Annotated in this window: 17 protein-coding genes; 8 read left to right on the forward strand and 9 right to left on the reverse strand. The window is 40.3% G+C overall.

The features are described 5' to 3' along the window. Nucleotides 1–119 precede the first annotated feature (119 nt). The gene (locus HUN22_RS09055) at nt 120–1,550 is read left to right on the forward strand and encodes an OmpP1/FadL family transporter (protein WP_174728311.1); all 1,431 of its coding nucleotides are present in this window, start codon (nt 120–122) and stop codon (nt 1,548–1,550) included. A 58-nt stretch (nt 1,551–1,608) separates the two neighbouring features. Here HUN22_RS09055 and thrH read toward each other — a convergent pair whose 3' ends face one another. Then, nucleotides 1,609–2,226, reverse strand: coding sequence for a bifunctional phosphoserine phosphatase/homoserine phosphotransferase ThrH (gene thrH / locus HUN22_RS09060; protein WP_174728314.1), 618 nt, complete (start codon nt 2,224–2,226; stop codon nt 1,609–1,611). Nucleotides 2,227–2,410: 184 nt separating this feature from the next. Between thrH and HUN22_RS09065 the strand changes: the two genes are divergently transcribed. Continuing rightward, nucleotides 2,411–3,145, forward strand: coding sequence for a phosphoadenylyl-sulfate reductase (locus HUN22_RS09065; RefSeq protein ID WP_174728316.1), 735 nt, complete (start codon nt 2,411–2,413; stop codon nt 3,143–3,145). Between the two features lie 171 nt (nt 3,146–3,316). Beyond that, on the forward strand, nt 3,317–4,702 hold the full coding sequence (locus tag HUN22_RS09070) for a WS/DGAT/MGAT family O-acyltransferase (RefSeq protein ID WP_174728319.1): 1,386 nt from the start codon (nt 3,317–3,319) through the stop codon (nt 4,700–4,702). Nucleotides 4,703–4,732: 30 nt separating this feature from the next. Here HUN22_RS09070 and HUN22_RS09075 read toward each other — a convergent pair whose 3' ends face one another. The 6 genes from HUN22_RS09075 to HUN22_RS09100 all read right to left on the reverse strand — a co-directional run bounded on the left by HUN22_RS09075 (nt 4,733) and on the right by HUN22_RS09100 (nt 9,548). Then, a complete protein-coding gene (locus tag HUN22_RS09075) occupies nt 4,733–4,906 on the reverse strand; it encodes a PA1571 family protein (protein WP_002116397.1) in 174 nt (57 codons plus the stop codon). Between the two features lie 139 nt (nt 4,907–5,045). Then, nucleotides 5,046–6,500, reverse strand: coding sequence for a ribonuclease G (rng, locus tag HUN22_RS09080; protein ID WP_005064412.1), 1,455 nt, complete (start codon nt 6,498–6,500; stop codon nt 5,046–5,048). A gap of 107 nt (nt 6,501–6,607) precedes the next feature. Further along, nucleotides 6,608–7,168 (reverse strand): Maf-like protein, encoded by a 561-nt coding sequence (locus HUN22_RS09085; protein WP_174728342.1) that lies wholly within the window; start codon nt 7,166–7,168, stop codon nt 6,608–6,610. Beyond that, nucleotides 7,156–7,647, reverse strand: a complete 492-nt coding sequence (gene mreD, locus HUN22_RS09090) for a rod shape-determining protein MreD (RefSeq protein WP_002116279.1) — start codon at nt 7,645–7,647, stop codon at nt 7,156–7,158. The genes HUN22_RS09085 and mreD overlap by 13 nt, the downstream gene beginning before the upstream one ends. Next, nucleotides 7,634–8,491: a rod shape-determining protein MreC gene (gene mreC, locus HUN22_RS09095; protein WP_174728322.1), complete on the reverse strand. Its 858-nt coding sequence runs from the start codon at nt 8,489–8,491 to the stop codon at nt 7,634–7,636. Before mreC ends, mreD begins: the two co-directional genes overlap by 14 nt. A 16-nt stretch (nt 8,492–8,507) precedes the next feature. Beyond that, a complete protein-coding gene (locus tag HUN22_RS09100; RefSeq protein WP_004789315.1) occupies nt 8,508–9,548 on the reverse strand; it encodes a rod shape-determining protein in 1,041 nt (346 codons plus the stop codon). 133 nt (nt 9,549–9,681) lie between these two features. Here HUN22_RS09100 and gatC point away from each other — a divergent pair, with 133 nt between their 5' ends. From gatC to HUN22_RS09120, 4 genes are all read left to right on the forward strand, one after another. Then, nucleotides 9,682–9,996: an Asp-tRNA(Asn)/Glu-tRNA(Gln) amidotransferase subunit GatC gene (gene gatC, locus HUN22_RS09105; RefSeq protein WP_000107699.1), complete on the forward strand. Its 315-nt coding sequence runs from the start codon at nt 9,682–9,684 to the stop codon at nt 9,994–9,996. A 53-nt stretch (nt 9,997–10,049) separates the two neighbouring features. Beyond that, nucleotides 10,050–11,528 carry an Asp-tRNA(Asn)/Glu-tRNA(Gln) amidotransferase subunit GatA gene (gene gatA, locus HUN22_RS09110; protein ID WP_174728325.1) on the forward strand — a complete coding sequence of 493 codons (1,479 nt, stop codon included), beginning with the start codon at nt 10,050–10,052 and terminating at the stop codon, nt 11,526–11,528. Next, entirely contained in the window at nt 11,528–12,997 is a 1,470-nt protein-coding gene (gene gatB, locus HUN22_RS09115) for an Asp-tRNA(Asn)/Glu-tRNA(Gln) amidotransferase subunit GatB (RefSeq protein WP_174728328.1), read from the forward strand. Before gatA ends, gatB begins: the two co-directional genes overlap by 1 nt. A 170-nt stretch (nt 12,998–13,167) precedes the next feature. Then, a complete protein-coding gene (locus HUN22_RS09120; protein WP_174728331.1) occupies nt 13,168–13,746 on the forward strand; it encodes a DJ-1/PfpI family protein in 579 nt (192 codons plus the stop codon). 78 nt (nt 13,747–13,824) lie between these two features. On the opposite strand, the gene HUN22_RS09125 is transcribed toward HUN22_RS09120, so the two are convergent. Then, the gene (locus tag HUN22_RS09125) at nt 13,825–14,343 is read right to left on the reverse strand and encodes a hypothetical protein (RefSeq protein ID WP_174728334.1); all 519 of its coding nucleotides are present in this window, start codon (nt 14,341–14,343) and stop codon (nt 13,825–13,827) included. An 83-nt stretch (nt 14,344–14,426) separates the two neighbouring features. After that, nucleotides 14,427–15,491, reverse strand: a complete 1,065-nt coding sequence (locus tag HUN22_RS09130) for a DUF1176 domain-containing protein (protein ID WP_174728337.1) — start codon at nt 15,489–15,491, stop codon at nt 14,427–14,429. 124 nt (nt 15,492–15,615) lie between these two features. On the opposite strand from HUN22_RS09130, the gene HUN22_RS09135 reads away from it, so the two are divergent. Continuing rightward, nucleotides 15,616–16,330 (forward strand): DUF4850 domain-containing protein (locus HUN22_RS09135; RefSeq protein WP_174728339.1); only part of this gene is annotated, 715 nt, incomplete at its 3' end.

Genomic DNA, 16,330 nt, shown 5'->3' on the forward strand with positions numbered 1-16,330 from the left:
TACATGGAGTTATCAAAGCTTTTATAAGTTGTAATTAGAAGCTTTGAAGGCAACACAGTTTAAACGGTTTAACTCTGTTACTTTTAAAAAAATGTCTTGAAGTTCAAGGAAAGATTAAAATGAAATTAAAACATCTGAGCACTGCAATGATTTTAGCAACTCTGCCTGCAACTGGGGTTTTTGCAGCAGCATTGGATCGCTCTGGACAATCAATGTCTGCATTCTTGCAACCTGGTAACTACTTTGAAGCTGGTATTTCTATTTTAGACCCAGATGTAGCTGGTAAAGAGGCGGGTGTAAATCCAACACGTCGTAACATTGGCGATATGGCTGATGATTATTTTTTCCCAAGTGCAGCCTTAAAACTACAACTTAACGATAAATTCTCTTTTGGTTTACTTTACGACCAACCATTTGGTTCAGATGCAGAATACTCAGGTAATAACGCATTTGTTTCAAATCCAGGTTCTGATTCAGTTCTATCACCTGCAGCAATTGACGGGATTGTTACTAAAAAAGCAAAAGAAGCTTTGATAGCACAAGGATTACCTGTAAATGACCAAACTGTGGCAATAGCAAAAGGACAGGTTTTAGCAAGTCCTCAATTCCAACAACTTGCTGGTGCTCTTGCTGTAGCAAATAATTATTTAGGTACTGGCGGAACGAAAGTAGAGGTAGATACACAAAACTTATCTTTTGTTTTTGGCTTCCAACCAAACCAAAACTTTAACTTCTATGCAGGTCCTGTACTGCAAACAGTTAAAGGTAATGTAAGTCTGCGAGGTCAAGCTTACAGTCTTTACAATGGTTATGATGCGAATATTAAAGAAACTACTGGTGTAGGTTGGTTAGCAGGTGCTGCTTATCAAATTCCAGAGATTGCCTTAAAAGCATCTTTAACTTACCGTTCTGAAATCGATCATAAAACCAATATTAATGAAGATTTATCTTTATTAAATTTCCCTGGCCTTACTTCTGTACTCGCTGGTTTAGATGTTCCTGCTTCTAAGCTTCAAGCTATTAACTCAGAAGGCAAAACTACAATTACTACCCCTCAATCTGTAAACCTTGATTTCCAAACAGGTATCATGGCAAACACTGTAGCCTTCGCCAATGTACGTTGGGTGAACTGGAAAGATTTTTCGATTCAACCCTATAAATTTGGCAAAGTATCAGAAGCTATTGGTGGGCTTGTTGGACGTCCGAACGGTTTTAACTTAGTAGAATACTCTGATGACCAATGGTCTGTTAATGCGGGTGTAGGCCGTAAACTTACCGACAAGTGGGCGGGTAACGTTTCTGTAGGTTGGGATTCTGGTGCGGGTAACCCTGTCACTACTTTAGGTCCAACTGAAGGTTACTGGAACGTAGGTTTAGGTCTTCAATATAGCCCGACACCTCAAACCTTCCTTGCAGGCGGTGTAAAATATTTCTGGTTGGGTGATGCTAAAGCTCAAACAGGCGCACAAGCGGGTACGGATCAATATGTTGCAGATTTCTCTGACAACAATGCAATCGCTTATGGTTTAAAACTTGGTTATAAATTCTAAGTTTAAAAAATCATAAATAATAAAAAAGGCGCTTAAAGCGCCTTTTTTATTATTTATATTAAGCTGGGATATTACGCTGTGAAACTGAACGGATTGCTTCTTTTAATGCATCATAGCCGTGAATTGCAGGAAATTGTGGAAACTCAGCAATCACATTTGCTGGTGCATCAAATAAGAAACCGTGGTCGGCTTCACTCAACATGGTTGTATCATTATACGAATCACCCGCTGCGATTACTCGGAAATTTAAACCATGTAGTGCTTTAACAGACTCACGTTTTTGATCGGGTTGACGTAATTTATAAGCTGTAATCATTCCTTCTTCATCTGTCTCTAACTTGTGACAGAAAATCGTTGGCCATCCTAATTGTTTCATTAAAGGATGTGCAAACTCATAGAAAGTATCTGATAAGATCACGAGTTGGAAATGGGTACTCACCCATTCAACAAACTCTTTTGCCCCCGGTAATGGCCCCATGTCAGCAATGACCTCTTGAATATCATTTAAGCCTAAACCGTGTTGTTTTAAAATATTAAGACGCTGAGTCATTAAAACATCATAATCCGGAATATCACGAGTTGTTGCTTCGAGTTCTTTAATCCCTGTTTTTTTAGCGAAATTGATCCAGATTTCAGGAACTAAAACCCCTTCAAGATCTAGGCATACGATTTCCATGAATGCTTCCAACGTTGGTTAAAAATTGCTGTATCATACCATTAAGATTTTCAGTTTTGCGTTGTTATTGATCAAATCAATTTTATTCATAAGGATCGAAATTAAAGTGCTAAGCACTTTATCAACTATCCTTTAGAATATTTTTCATAACTCAATGCGCCCAAGCCTTTTGCCAGGAACACACATGACCGTTATTCCGACTATTGATATCGTAGATGCTCTTGCTGCTGAGTATGCAACCAAAAGCCCACGAGAAATTTTAGAACTTGCCTTAAGCCAACAAGGTGAAATCGCAATTTCTTTTTCGGGAGCAGAAGATGTTGTTTTAATTGATATTGCTTCACGTTTGGGTAAACCGTTCCGTGTCTTTAGTCTCGACACTGGTCGCCTACATGCTGAAACTTATCAATTTATTGAAACTGTCCGTAAACACTACAATATCAATATCGAAATTTGTTTCCCTGGATCTGAAGCTGTCCAAAACATGGTCAATGAAAAAGGTTTATTCAGCTTTTTCACAGATGGGCATCAAGAATGTTGTGGTATTCGAAAAGTTCAGCCTTTACGTAAAAAACTTGCGACTTTAGATGGTTGGATTACAGGTCAACGTAAAGATCAAAGCCCTGGTACACGTACAGAAATTCCAGTAGTACAAGCTGATGCTGGCTTCTCTGGTCCGGGTAAGCAACTCATTAAATATAATCCTTTAGCGAACTGGACAAGTGCTGAGGTATGGAGTTACATCCGTATGATGGAAATTCCATATAACCCTCTTCATGAGCGCGGTTTTGTTTCTATTGGCTGTGAACCATGTACTCGACCTGTATTACCGAACCAACATGAGCGTGAAGGTCGCTGGTGGTGGGAAGAAGCCACCCAAAAAGAATGTGGATTACATGCAGGTAATATGAAAAAGTAATTAGATATCAAAAAACCACTGGTAAATCAGTGGTTTTTTTTGTGTCATGTTGCGTACACAAAGTCATATTTTCTCTACTCTAAACGCTATATACTTAATTTTACGGTTCTATAATTCTAACAAGAGCTCAGATAAGGGCTTCTTAGAAAAATGCATGAGGCACGATGATTTATGCGTCCATTACACCCAATTGATTTCATTTTTCTGTCACTCGAAAAAAGACAGCAACCCATGCATGTCGGTGGATTATTTTTATTTGAAATTCCTGAAAATGCACCAGAAACCTTTGTACATGATTTAGTAGAAGATATTAGACGCTCAAAAAGTATTCCTATTCCTCCCTTCAATAACCGTTTAAATGGCTTATTTTGGGATGAAGATGAAGAGTTCGATATCGATCATCACTTTCGCCATATTGCTTTGCCTCACCCGGGCCGTATTCGTGAATTATTAGTTTATATTTCACAGCAGCATAGCTCATTAATTGATCGTGCAAAGCCACTTTGGACTTGTGACATTATTGAAGGAATCGAAGGCAATCGTTTTGCCATGTATTTTAAAATACATCATGCAATGGTTGACGGTGTTGCAGGTATGCGTTTGATTGAGAAATCTCTATCAAAGACACCAGAAGAAAAACATGTTGTTCCTTTATGGTGTGTTGAGAGCAAAAGAACGAAACGTCTAAAAGTACCAACTCCAAGTACGAGTAAAATTAAGAGTATTTTAGGCGGTATTAAGTCTCAACTCGACATCGCTCCAAAAGTCATGCATGAGCTATCTCAGACTATATTTAAAGAAATGGGTAAAAATCCTGATTATGTTTCTACTTTTCAGGCGCCAGTTTCTATTTTGAACCAAAGAGTCAGTGCTTCACGTCGTTTTGCAGCCCAATCATTTGAACTCAGTCGCCTCAGAAAAATTTCAAAAGCATTGGGCGTGACGATTAATGATGTTGTACTGGCTGTATGTTCAGGTGCTTTACGTGAATATTTGATTAGCCAAAACAGCTTACCTAAAAAGCCACTTATTGCGATGGTTCCAGCTTCATTACGTACAGATGATTCTGACATGAGTAACCGAATTACCATGATTTTGGCAAATTTAGGGACCCATAAAGATCAACCCTTAGAACGCCTAGAAATCATTCGCCGTAGCATGCAAAACTCTAAGCAACGTTTTAGCCGTATGACAGCTAATGAAATTTTAAACTATAGTGCGGTAGTTTATGGTCCGGCAGGATTAAACATCATGTCAGGAATGCTTCCTAAACGTCAGGCGTTCAATTTAGTAATTTCCAATGTACCAGGACCACGTGAGCCGCTTTATTGGAATGGCGCGAAACTAGACGCTCTCTACCCTGCTTCGATTGTCATGGATGGACAAGCTCTAAACATTACCATGACCAGTTATTTAGATAAGCTTGAAGTTGGATTAACAGCTTGTCGAAATGCTTTGCCAAAAATGCAAAACCTTTTGACTCATTTAGAAGATGAGATTCAACGTTTTGAAGAAATTATTGCAGAGAAACAGCTGAAACATCATTCAGCAAGTTAGAAAAGAACTAAGGGGCTTTAAATTGGCCCCTTATTTTTTGATTGTGCGGCACTGGTTAAGCAACTGATGACATACTGAACGAATCATTGCAGTTGTGATCGGTACTTCTTTACCTTGGTCATTCAACATATAGCAGCTATTTACTGGCGTGCTTTCTAAAACATGTTTAAGACCGTTGCTAATTAAGTTTTCACTTACATTCATGGGTTATACCTCTTATTGTTTGCTAAGACGTTTAATAGGGAGAACGTCTAGGGCTACTGTATGTAAGTAGTATTTAAAATTCATGAATGAAAGTAAAATTTCAGTTGTAACAAGGATTAAGCGATATCTTGTTACAACTTTAACTTAAAATGATATCGTATTGCTCTTGCGTATATAAATTTTCGACCTGAAATTTAATAACACGGTTAATAAAATGCTCTAAATCGGCTACTGCTGGTGCTTCTGCTGTTAATAATCGGTCAATCACAGAAGGATGGGCAACAACAGTAAAGCCACTCGTTGACTCAAATGCACGCGTATATCGTAATATCTCACGAAATATTTCGTAACACACTGTCTCCGCTGTTTTGACAAAACCCCGCCCTTGGCATGTTGGACATGATTCACATAACAAGTGTTCTAATGATTCACGAGTTCGTTTACGCGTCATTTCGACCAGACCAAGTTCTGACACTTGAGTAATTTTGGTCTTCGCGTGATCTCGCTCAAGCATTTTCTCAAACTGACGCATCACCTCTTCACGGTGAGTTGCTTCTTGCATGTCAATAAAATCAATAATGAGAATACCCCCCAAATTACGCAGTCTAAGTTGACGTGCGATAACTTGAGTCGCCTCCATATTGGTTTTAAAAACCGTATCTTCAAGACTACGACCACCTACATATGAACCTGTATTAACGTCAATCGTTGTCATGGCTTCAGTCTGGTCGATCATCAGATAACCGCCAGATTTCAAAGCTACGCGAGTTTGTAAGGCTTTTTGAATATCTTCTTCAACATTATAAAGATCAAATAGTGGTCGCTCACCCGGATAATGGATGAGGCGACTCTTCATATTCGGGACAAACTCATCTACAAACTCAAGCAGTTTTGCGTGAATCTCTCGCGAATCGACATAAATCTTTGCAGTTTCTTCGCTTGCTAAGTCACGAATAATACGTTGAGGTAATGGAAGTTCTTCAAAAATTAAAGAAGGAACAGCAACGTCAGTCTGCTTACGCTGAATGTACTCCCACAATTTGCTCAGATAACACATGTCCTGTGCAATTTCTGCCTCATCCACACCTTCTGCAGCCGTACGGACAATCACGCTACCGGGTAAATTATGCTCAGATTGAATACCTTCAATAATATTACGCAGACGATCTCGCTCTTCTTCAGACTCTATACGCTGCGAAACACCAATATGGTTACCATACGGCATTAATACCAAATAGCGAGAAGGGATTGAAAGATCTGTACTTAGACGTGCGCCTTTTGTACCCAACATGTCTTTCATTACTTGGACAGTAAGGGTTTGCCCAGGATGTAATAGCTCAAAGACATTTGGCGTAGGCTGTGAACGAGGCCAAACCATATCATTGATATGTAAAAAGGCTGTTCGAGACAAACCAATATCCACAAAAGCAGCTTGCATGCCCGGAAGCACTCGTACGACTTTACCTTTGTAAATATTGCCGACTAGACCGCGCTTGACTGTACGCTCAACATACAGCTCATTAACAGTTCCATTTTCGATTAATGCCACCCGACACTCCATAGGCGTGACATTAATAAGTAGTTCTTCTGACATACATAAACTCAAAGCATTATAAAATTTTTATTAAAGAGTCAGAGAAGCTGTTATCTTTGCCTAGTGTTCATCGACAATGCTATTCAATTAAGAATGATAACAACCCCTTATGTCTTTACTCTTTTTAATAACTGTGCAAATTCGTATAAAGGAAGTCCTATCACATTACTATAACTTCCTTGAATTTGGGGAATATATTGCGAAGCAATTCCTTGAATTGCGTACCCACCCGCCTTTCCAACAGGCTCACCCGTGGTCCAATAATTTTCCATATCTTGTGTTGTCAGGTGCTGAAACTCAACTTGTGTTTGCACCACCTGACTTAACATTTGTTGTTGAGTCGCAACACACAGTCCAGAAAACACATCGTGCCAACGTCCAGACAATTGTTTCCAGATTTCAAAGGCATGATTTTTCGATTCAGGCTTACCAATAATTTGACCATCAAGTCCTAGACTTGTATCAGCAGCAATAACAATTGCATCTGGAAAAAGCTTCAATACGGTTTGTGCCTTTTCTCTAGCTAAACGTTCAACATAATGATGAACCAGCTCATTTTCATGTACTGACTCATCAATGTCAGGACTATAGATCTCAAAATCCAAGCCAAGCTGCTGTAACAGCTCCTTCCGACGGGGAGAGCTAGATGCTAAAACTATATGCGCCATTTTGCCAAACAATAATAGACGACTGGCCACGTGATAATACTTGTCATCAAAGGTTGCCAATGTCGAGCAATCGAAAAATGAATTCCACCCATCGTCTGTGTTACCCACATAAATGCTAAGTGGGCAATAATGACCAGCGTTGCTATCGTCCATAAATTAACAAAAGTTAAAATACGGCGCTCGCGAATTAAAAAACGGGTAAGAAAAGTCACAATTACAAAGCTTAAGGCATTGAGACCTAAAGGCGCATCAAGCAATAAGTCTGTAAAAATCCCCATCCCGAATGCAAACCAAACCCCACACCATGTTGGCTGACATACTACCCAAAATAGCATAATCATTAACATGAATAGTGGTCGCCAACCTGAAATATCATAGGATAGCGGATAAACCATGAGCACAGAGCCCACAATAACGGAGAGAATAATTCCCCATAAAGGATCTTTACGCTTTTCTCGTTTAAGTTTAGCGATCGGCATAAGGCTGCTCCTTCGCCAATGACTCAGAGAAAAGTACTACTACATGATGCCCTGTGGCTAATTGTGCTGCTGGTGTGACATCAATTTCGGCAAACTCCCCGGAATTATGACGTCTTATTTTAGCAACTGTCCCCACTGCGTAACCTGCGGGGAAATGTTCACCTAAGCCTGAGCTAAACACTTTATCACCCACCTGAATATTGGCACTGGTCGGAACATATTCCATTTTTAAACGGCCCAAATCACCCGTACCAGAAACAATCGCTCGCATTCCTGTACGCTCAAGACGTACCGACAGTGAATGTTCTTTATCTGATAACAACATCACACGTGAACTATGAGGGTATACATTAATGATCTGCCCCATAATCCCCTTATCATCCAGCACCGTTTGTCCGACCTTGAGATGGTCCATAGAACCTCGGTTAATAATGATGATATGACGCAATGGGTCTGCATCTGTCCCAATCACTTCGGCAATTTCCATACGACCATCAATAATTAATGGGGTATCAAGAAGGCCTCGCAAACGCGTGTTTTCAGCTGACAGTTCAGAAAGCTTCTGTAAGCGGACTTGGGCTTGTAAAAGCTCAGCCTGCATCGCGGTATTTTCACGACGCAATTGTGCTTCAGATTTTGTTTGTTGATTCAGCCATTCTCTCGACAGTACTGGATAACTCGCCAATGCATAAATTGGATTATATGCAGCATACAAGACATCCCTTGCTGGCTGAATTACATAAGGCATGCGCCAATCAAAGAACAGCATAACCAAGCATGTAATGACCGCAATAATGAACGAGCGGAAAGATGGCGGCTGTCTTGAAAAAATATTCGGTTGCACCGCCTAATCCTTAAACTTAACCGACGAAAAGCATGTCATGGTTCGGGTTGTCGAAGAATTCCAATACCTTACCACCACCGCGGGTTACACAAGTAAGAGGATCTTCAGCAACAACAACCGGTAAACCAGTTTCTTGAGCTAACAATTTGTCGAGGTTACGAAGTAACGCACCACCACCTGTCAACACAATACCACGCTCTGCAATATCAGAAGAAAGTTCTGGAGGAGTTTGCTCAAGTGCTGATTTAACAGCGCTTACAATATTCTGTAATGGATCAGAGATTGCTTGAGTAATTTCATCAGAAGTCACAGTAATCGCACGAGGTACACCTTCTGCAAGGTTACGGCCACGTACTTCGATTTCTAATGTTGTGCCATCAGAAACAGCCATACCAACTTCTTTTTTAATAATTTCAGCAGTGGTTTCACCAATTACACAACCGTGAGCTTTACGAACATAGTTGATGATTTGCTCATCAAAAACATCACCACCGATACGTAAAGAGTCAGCATAGACACAACCTTGCAATGAAATAATTGCAATTTCAGTCGTACCGCCACCAACATCCACAACCATAGAACCACATGCTTGCTCAACTGGCATACCTGCGCCAATTGCAGCAGCCATAGGCTCCTCAATCAAACGAACATCACGGGCACCAGCATTAAATACTGCTTCGCGAATCGCACGACGCTCGACCAAAGTTGATTTACATGGTACACATACAACCACACGAGGTGCAGGTGGGAACAAACGTTTTTCGTGAACTTTACCAATAAACTGATTTAACATGGTTTCAGTCACTTCAAAATCCGCAATTACACCGTCTTTCATTGGACGAATTGCAGAAATATTCGCAGGTGTACGGCCTAACATTTGCTTAGCATCTAGACCTACAGCAGCAACAATTTTTTGTGAACCGCTGTGACGAATTGCCACAACTGTTGGTTCATTTAATATAATGCCGCGGCCTGGTGCATAAATAAGTGTATTTGCAGTACCTAAATCAATGGCTAGATCCGGCGAAAACAAGCCAATTAGTCGTTTTAGAATCACGGTTCGTTCTCAGTTAAACTTTCATGTGGATGCAAGGTGGCAACTTTAAACTAAATGTGATGATTTGAACAAGTCAATCGCTTATTATAACGCACGATATTTTGAAAATTTTTAATACTGATTAGGTGATGTTATGTCTACATCGGATGCACAGCATTCAGCAGATTTAAATGCACAAACAGTTTCAGCAATCGCCAATCTTGCTCGATTGTCGCTCAATGATACGCAATCTGCTGAATATGCTCAAAGTCTAAATAAAATTTTAGGCATGATGGAAACCTTAAAAGGCATTGATACTGAAGGCGTAGAACCTTTAAAGAGTCCTTTTGACAATCCTCAACCTTTACGTGCTGATGTGGTAACTGAAAGCAATCATCGAGATGAATACCAAGCTGTTGCACCTGCAACTCAGGATGGCTTGTATCTTGTTCCTCGTGTAATTGAATAACTTTTAGTCAATTAATCCATCTTCCCTATTTTGAATGTAAAGAAATTTTACTCATGACTGATTTACATCGCTTATCAATTCGTGAACTTGCTGAGGGCTTAAGCCAAGCGAAGTTTTCATCTCGCGAACTGACTGAACATTATTTGCAACGTATTGCTAAAATTGACCCACTGGTAAAAAGCTATGTGACGGTTACACCTGAACAGGCGCTCGCTGAAGCAGACGCTGCTGATGCCGCATTAAAAGCAGGCAATGCAATTGCTTTAACGGGTATTCCACTTGCTCATAAAGATATTTTTTGTACCAAAGGCATCAAAACGACTGCTGGTTCAAAAATTCTAGACAACTTCATCTCTCCTTACGATGCAACTGTTGTTGAAAAAACAAAAGCTGCTGGTCTTGTCACTTTAGGTAAAGTGAACATGGACGAGTTTGCGATGGGCTCAACTTCTGAAAGCTCATATGTTGGTGCAACAAGCAACCCATGGGCACTTGATCACGTTCCTGGTGGTTCATCAGGTGGTTCTGCAGCGGCTGTAGCGGCTGATTTAGCGCCTTTCGCTACGGGTACAGATACAGGTGGTTCAATTCGCCAACCTGCTTCTTTCTGTGGCTTAACAGGCTTAAAACCAACCTATGGTCGTGTGTCTCGTTTCGGCATCATTGCTTATGCATCGTCTTTAGACCAAGCAGGTCCAATGGCACGTTCTGCTGAAGACTGTGCTTACCTCATGAATGTAATTGCAGGTCATGATGCAAAAGACTCGACTTCGGTTAAAAAAGAAGTTGATGACTACGTTGCAAACTTAAATGGAACATCTGTAAAAGGTTTACGCATTGGTATTCCTAAACAGTACTTTAACGTTGCAGGTTTAGATGCTGACGTAAAAGCACGTGTTGAAGAGTCTTTGAAAAAGCTTGAAGAAATGGGTGCAACGCTTGTTGAGATTGATCTCAACATGACTGAAGCTTATGTACCAACCTATTACCTCATCGCGCCAGCAGAAGCATCATCTAACTTATCTCGTTATGATGGCGTTCGTTACGGCTACCGCTGTGAAAATCCAGCAGACTTGATGGATCTTTACAAACGCTCTCGTTCAGAAGGCTTTGGTCCAGAAGTTCAACGTCGTATCTTAATTGGTACCTATGCACTCTCTGCGGGTTATTACGATGCTTACTATGTGAAAGCACAAAAAGTACGTCGTTTAATTCAACAAGACTTCTTAAAAGCATTTGAAAATGTAGACGTGATTGCGGCTCCTTCTGCACCAACAACTGCTTATAAGATTGGTGCAAACTTAAGCCCAACTGAAATGTATTTAGGCGATATCTATACACTTGCAGTGAACTTAGCAGGCTTACCAGCGATTAATGCTCCTGTTGGTTTTGATAAAGACAGCTTACCTGTAGGTCTACAATTAATTGGTAACTACTGGTCAGAATCACAATTATTGTCGATTGTTCATCAATATCAACAAAACACCGATTTCCATACTCAACGTGCGGCAATTGCTGAGGAGAATGCATAATGGCTGAAGCTCAAAAGTTGAAATTGATTGACGGTTGGGAAGTCGTTATTGGTATCGAAATCCACACTCAGCTTGCAACCAATTCTAAAATTTTCTCTGGTTCATCGACTGAATTTGGTCAAGACCCAAATACACAAGCGAGCCTTGTCGACTTGGCTATGCCGGGTGTACTTCCAGTTTTAAATGAAAAAGTAGTTGATCTTGCAATTCGCTTTGGTTTAGGAATCGATGCTTACATCGACCAAGCATCTGTGTTTGCACGTAAAAACTACTTCTACCCTGACTCACCAAAAGGCTATCAAATTAGCCAAATGGACAACCCAATTGTGGGCTTGGGCCACATCGACATTCAGCTTGAAGATGGTACGACTAAACGCATTGGCGTAACTCGTGCTCACCTTGAAGAAGATGCGGGTAAATCTGTTCATGACCAATTTGAAGGTATGTCTGGCATTGACTTAAACCGTGCTGGTACACCTTTGCTTGAAATCGTTTCTGAACCTGACATGCGTTCGGTTGAAGAAGCGGTTGCTTACATTAAAGCGATTCACACACTGGTACGCTGGTTAGGTATTTCTGACGGTAACATGGCTGAAGGTTCATTCCGTGCCGACTGTAACGTATCTTTACGCCGTCCGGGCCAACCATTTGGTACACGCTGTGAGCTTAAAAACCTCAACTCATTCCGTTTCATTGAGCAAGCGATCAATGTTGAAATTGAACGCCAAATGGAGATTTTGGAATACGGCGGAAGTATCGACCAAGAAACTCGTTTGTTCGATCCAAACAAAATGGAAACGCGCTCAATGCGTTCTAAAGAAGAAGCGAATGACTACCGCTACTTCCCAGATCCAGACTTGTTACCAGTGATTATTGCAAATGAGCAAATCGAAGCTGCTCGCGCTGCACTTCCAGAGTTACCTGCTGCTCGCCGTGCACGTTTTATTGCAGACTTTGGTGTAACTGAATACGATGCTCATGTACTTACGCTCTCACGCGAAATGGCGGACTTCTATGAAGCCGTTGTGGCCGCTGCTGGCGGTGCGAAGCAAGGTAAAGTATCGGCAAACTGGGTAATGGGCGAATTCTCTGGTGCTTTAAACAAAGCAGGCCTAGATTTGGCTGACTCACCTGTTTCTGCTGAACAACTTGGCGGCATGATTGCCCGTATTGTTGACAACACCATTAGCGGTAAGATTGCTAAACAAGTCTTTGGCTTTATGTGGGAATCGGAAGGTAAATCTGCCGATGACATTATTGCGGAAAAAGGCTTAAAGCAAGAAACTGACACTGGTGCAATTGAAGCAATCATTAAAGAAGTACTTGCAGCTAATGAAAAAATGGTTGAAGAGTACAAGTCTGGTAAAGAAAAAGCCTTTAACGGTCTTGTTGGTCAAGTCATGAAAGCTTCTAAGGGTAAAGCTAACCCTGCTCAAGTAAATGAATTAATGAAGAAATTGATTGGTTGATTTCATTAGTCAACTCAACAAAAAGCCTCGATTTATCGGGGCTTTTTTATATCACCTATGAATTACTCTTCGACTAAAGAATGCGCTTTTTTCTAAAAAATGACATAGTGACTGTGCTAACTTAAATTAAAAATTGAAATCACATATATTTTAAATAAGAGAGATAAATCATGTCTAAAAAGATTCTAATGTTGGTCGGTGACTATGCCGAAGACTATGAAACCATGGTTCCCTTTCAGTTCTTAACTGGTTTAGGTTATACCGTGCATGCTGTTTGCCCAAATAAAAAGAACGGCGACCATATTACGACGGCTATTCATGATTTTGAAGGCGAGCAAACCTATAGCGAAAAACGTGGCCACAACTTCGCGACTAACTATGATTTTGATGCCATTAATACCGAAGACTATGTAGGTCTAGTGATTCCTGGTGGCCGTGCGCCAGAGTATTTACGTATGAATGAACGTGTTATCGAAATTGTACGTGAGTTTGATCGAGTGAAAAAACCAATTGCAGCTGTATGCCACGGTGCTCAGTTACTCGCTGCAGCAGATATATTAAAAGGCCGCCTCTGCTCAGCTTATCCAGCATGTGCGGCCGAAGTAAAATTGGCAGGTGGACAATATGCAGATATTGCTGTGACTGAAGCCGTTACAGATGGACATTTGGTGACTGCACCTGCTTGGCCTGCACATCCAGCTTGGTTAGCTCAATTTGTGAAAGTTTTAGGAGCTACAATTACGATCTAAAGAGATATCTTTATCCCAAATACAATAAAGCCTGCTCTTAGATAGCAGGCTTTATTACTAAAATAGAAAACTAGATTTTTATCTTGTAATCCCTAATTTATTCCAAATTTCTGGTGTTAAAAACGTGGTTACCAATTTATTTAAGTCAATATAGCGTAATGTGCCCTGCAACTGCTGTTTAACTGCGGGGTCTTTCACAATATCTTCACCCGCACTTTGACCTAACTGTTGAAAAGCCTCTCCAACTGCCTTCACACCTTCAGCCTGAATCACAGCTTTAGTTTGGGTAGAACATTGCTCCACAATCACACGTTGTAAAACCTGTGCCAGTTTTTGGTCTAACTGATCTTTTTGCTCAGGTGTTACATTACTAAATGCTTTTAAGTCTGGATGAGCCGCTAAAGCCGTAAATGTCCATTGAAGCACCGTAGTCTTGTCTGAAGCTGTTGTAGCCTTAACTAAACAGTCACTTAACTGATCAACTGTTGGGCTAGCCATCGCAATTTGTGTTGTACCCAGTACAGCAACAGCCATAAAAACTGAACGGCTCAAATTTGAAAACTTACGGCGGGAAATCGCATAAACTTGACGTGACATGGGTCTAGCTCTAATAAACAGTCTGTTCTTTTTATCACAGAGTCACCAAAGTTACCTGTTATGACTCTGTAACCGCAAAATACTTATTTCACCACAGACTCTATTCGATCAAGCTCCCACACCCCACCTGCTGCCAAGCCTTTGCACATGCCCGTCCACATATCTTTAGTGTGTACAAAACTCTTGCCATCCCACACCCATTCTTCACTTGCCCAGCAGTCTCCAATGCCTCTCCCTTTTTGAGCACTACTAATAATGCCACTATCAAAATCCGATGCTGTCTCAGTTACAAATGTTGCTTTACCATTTAAAGATTCATCTAATACCCAAGCACCATACCCTTCGTTATAGGCACCTCTCCAACATAGAGTGGTCGCCAGAACTTTCTTATTGGTCAGTTTATAAAGTTCAATTTCCTGCGGTTCAGCTCCATCACTACTACCATAGATTCCTTCACAAAATCCTTCTTCTTTTGGGTTCGACTGAGCTGACATTAAACTATGATAAACAGATTGATACGACTTACTTTTTGGTTGCAACGTCAAATATGGCTTAGCCGCTGTTTTGACATGCTTTACAATTAATTTGGATTGGGCTGCCAAAACTTTTGATTCATTAGCAGACCCTTTTTTGACCAAAGCACCAACCGTTCCGATACGCTTCTGAAAATCATCCATTTTTAGCAATACAGCAGTCATTCCTGCATCGGAAATCGTCCATTCATGCTGCGCATTTTTAAATATAATTTCAGTTTTCTGCTTTGACTGCTGGAGTAAAGCGTTGACCTGTGAGTTATTCAGTTTCCCCATTAATGGCAGCTCGACGCCATCCACAATGACAGTGCCTAAATCTTTGCCATTCACATAAAAATGGATATTTTTAAGCTGATTGGCTGGCAAGCTTTGCTCATAGTCTGATAAAGCAAATTCAGCTTGTACAGCTTGTTTTGGCCCTGCTTTACGTACCAATAAAAGTGATGCCGGATTATCGCCATTTTCTTCCTTTTGATAGCCTGCGGCTTTACATGTACCCGTATTGCTACAAGAGATTTCCCATTCTTGGTGTGAAAATGAAATACCTTTTATGTCTTGAGCAAAACCATAAGAACTGATGACTGATAAACAGCAAATTGAAAGGATTTTTTTCATTTTTTCATGTCTCTGCTGGTCTGTTTTATTATGAAGTTAAAAACAGTTTTAAATTTTGAATTGCCTTATAGTTTAAAAGAATATGTTAGATTTATATAAGATTTAAATTGATTACTTTCTAAAAATGAAAAAATTAAATTTTTTATTAAGCACAGCATTGATCAGTCTAACTTCAACTGCTTATGCAGAAGTAAAAAGCTTTACTCCCCATTTCCCCAAATTTTATAGCTCTGCTGCAACCCGCAAAGCAGATAATCAATTCTATGCTCTAGGAGAGGCAAAGTTTCTAAATGGTGTTACAGTCCCGTTTTATGGCGTTACTGCGCTGAGCCCAACAGATGATGGTTTGCTTAAAGATTTTGAAAAATGCACACTAAAAAATTGCCACTTTAATTTTAAGCTTGATGCTCAACATGCCAAGCAACTCAACCTTCTTGCATTACCTGAAACAGGTTTAGTGCTCGTTCCAAGAAACTGGCAAGATGTGCAAGCAAATGCAGGTGCGAGTGGAACTGGTTTTGCTCTAATAATGAGTCCAGATCAAAAACAAGCGATAAAGCTTTATGACTCTTCATTTTGCGTTGGGTGTGGCTTACCAAATGCAACGCTTTATTTTCCTGAATTGTTAAAAGAAAGTTTGGAAAATGAATTTGGTGGTTATAAGGATTCTAAAAAATTGATCAGTATTGTTCACCCTTCCAAAAAAGTGGCTTTTTTTAGTTATCAAATTCCACAAGTGAACAATAAAACGCATGGTATTGCCAAATATTATGATGAAGATACTTTTAACTATAAAGAGATTCAAGTCACTTTAGATAAATCCCAACAGTCTCTAGTAG

Source organism: Acinetobacter lactucae, from assembly GCF_013344765.1.
In the GTDB taxonomy this organism is placed as follows: domain Bacteria; phylum Pseudomonadota; class Gammaproteobacteria; order Pseudomonadales; family Moraxellaceae; genus Acinetobacter; species Acinetobacter lactucae_A.

What these genes read in the sequence shown, in the direction of transcription:
- HUN22_RS09055 (WP_174728311.1), top strand. Translation starts at nt 120, where the DNA reads ATGAAATTAAAACATCTGAGCACTGCAATGATTTTAGCAACTCTGCCT.
- thrH (WP_174728314.1), bottom strand. Translation starts at nt 2,226, where the DNA reads ATGGAAATCGTATGCCTAGATCTTGAAGGGGTTTTAGTTCCTGAAATC.
- HUN22_RS09065 (WP_174728316.1), top strand. Translation starts at nt 2,411, where the DNA reads ATGACCGTTATTCCGACTATTGATATCGTAGATGCTCTTGCTGCTGAG.
- HUN22_RS09070 (WP_174728319.1), top strand. Translation starts at nt 3,317, where the DNA reads ATGCGTCCATTACACCCAATTGATTTCATTTTTCTGTCACTCGAAAAA.
- HUN22_RS09075 (WP_002116397.1), bottom strand. Translation starts at nt 4,906, where the DNA reads ATGAATGTAAGTGAAAACTTAATTAGCAACGGTCTTAAACATGTTTTA.
- rng (WP_005064412.1), bottom strand. Translation starts at nt 6,500, where the DNA reads ATGTCAGAAGAACTACTTATTAATGTCACGCCTATGGAGTGTCGGGTG.
- HUN22_RS09085 (WP_174728342.1), bottom strand. Translation starts at nt 7,168, where the DNA reads ATGGCGCATATAGTTTTAGCATCTAGCTCTCCCCGTCGGAAGGAGCTG.
- mreD (WP_002116279.1), bottom strand. Translation starts at nt 7,647, where the DNA reads ATGCCGATCGCTAAACTTAAACGAGAAAAGCGTAAAGATCCTTTATGG.
- gatC (WP_000107699.1), top strand. Translation starts at nt 9,682, where the DNA reads ATGTCTACATCGGATGCACAGCATTCAGCAGATTTAAATGCACAAACA.
- gatA (WP_174728325.1), top strand. Translation starts at nt 10,050, where the DNA reads ATGACTGATTTACATCGCTTATCAATTCGTGAACTTGCTGAGGGCTTA.
- gatB (WP_174728328.1), top strand. Translation starts at nt 11,528, where the DNA reads ATGGCTGAAGCTCAAAAGTTGAAATTGATTGACGGTTGGGAAGTCGTT.
- HUN22_RS09120 (WP_174728331.1), top strand. Translation starts at nt 13,168, where the DNA reads ATGTCTAAAAAGATTCTAATGTTGGTCGGTGACTATGCCGAAGACTAT.
- HUN22_RS09125 (WP_174728334.1), bottom strand. Translation starts at nt 14,343, where the DNA reads ATGTCACGTCAAGTTTATGCGATTTCCCGCCGTAAGTTTTCAAATTTG.
- HUN22_RS09130 (WP_174728337.1), bottom strand. Translation starts at nt 15,491, where the DNA reads ATGAAAAAAATCCTTTCAATTTGCTGTTTATCAGTCATCAGTTCTTAT.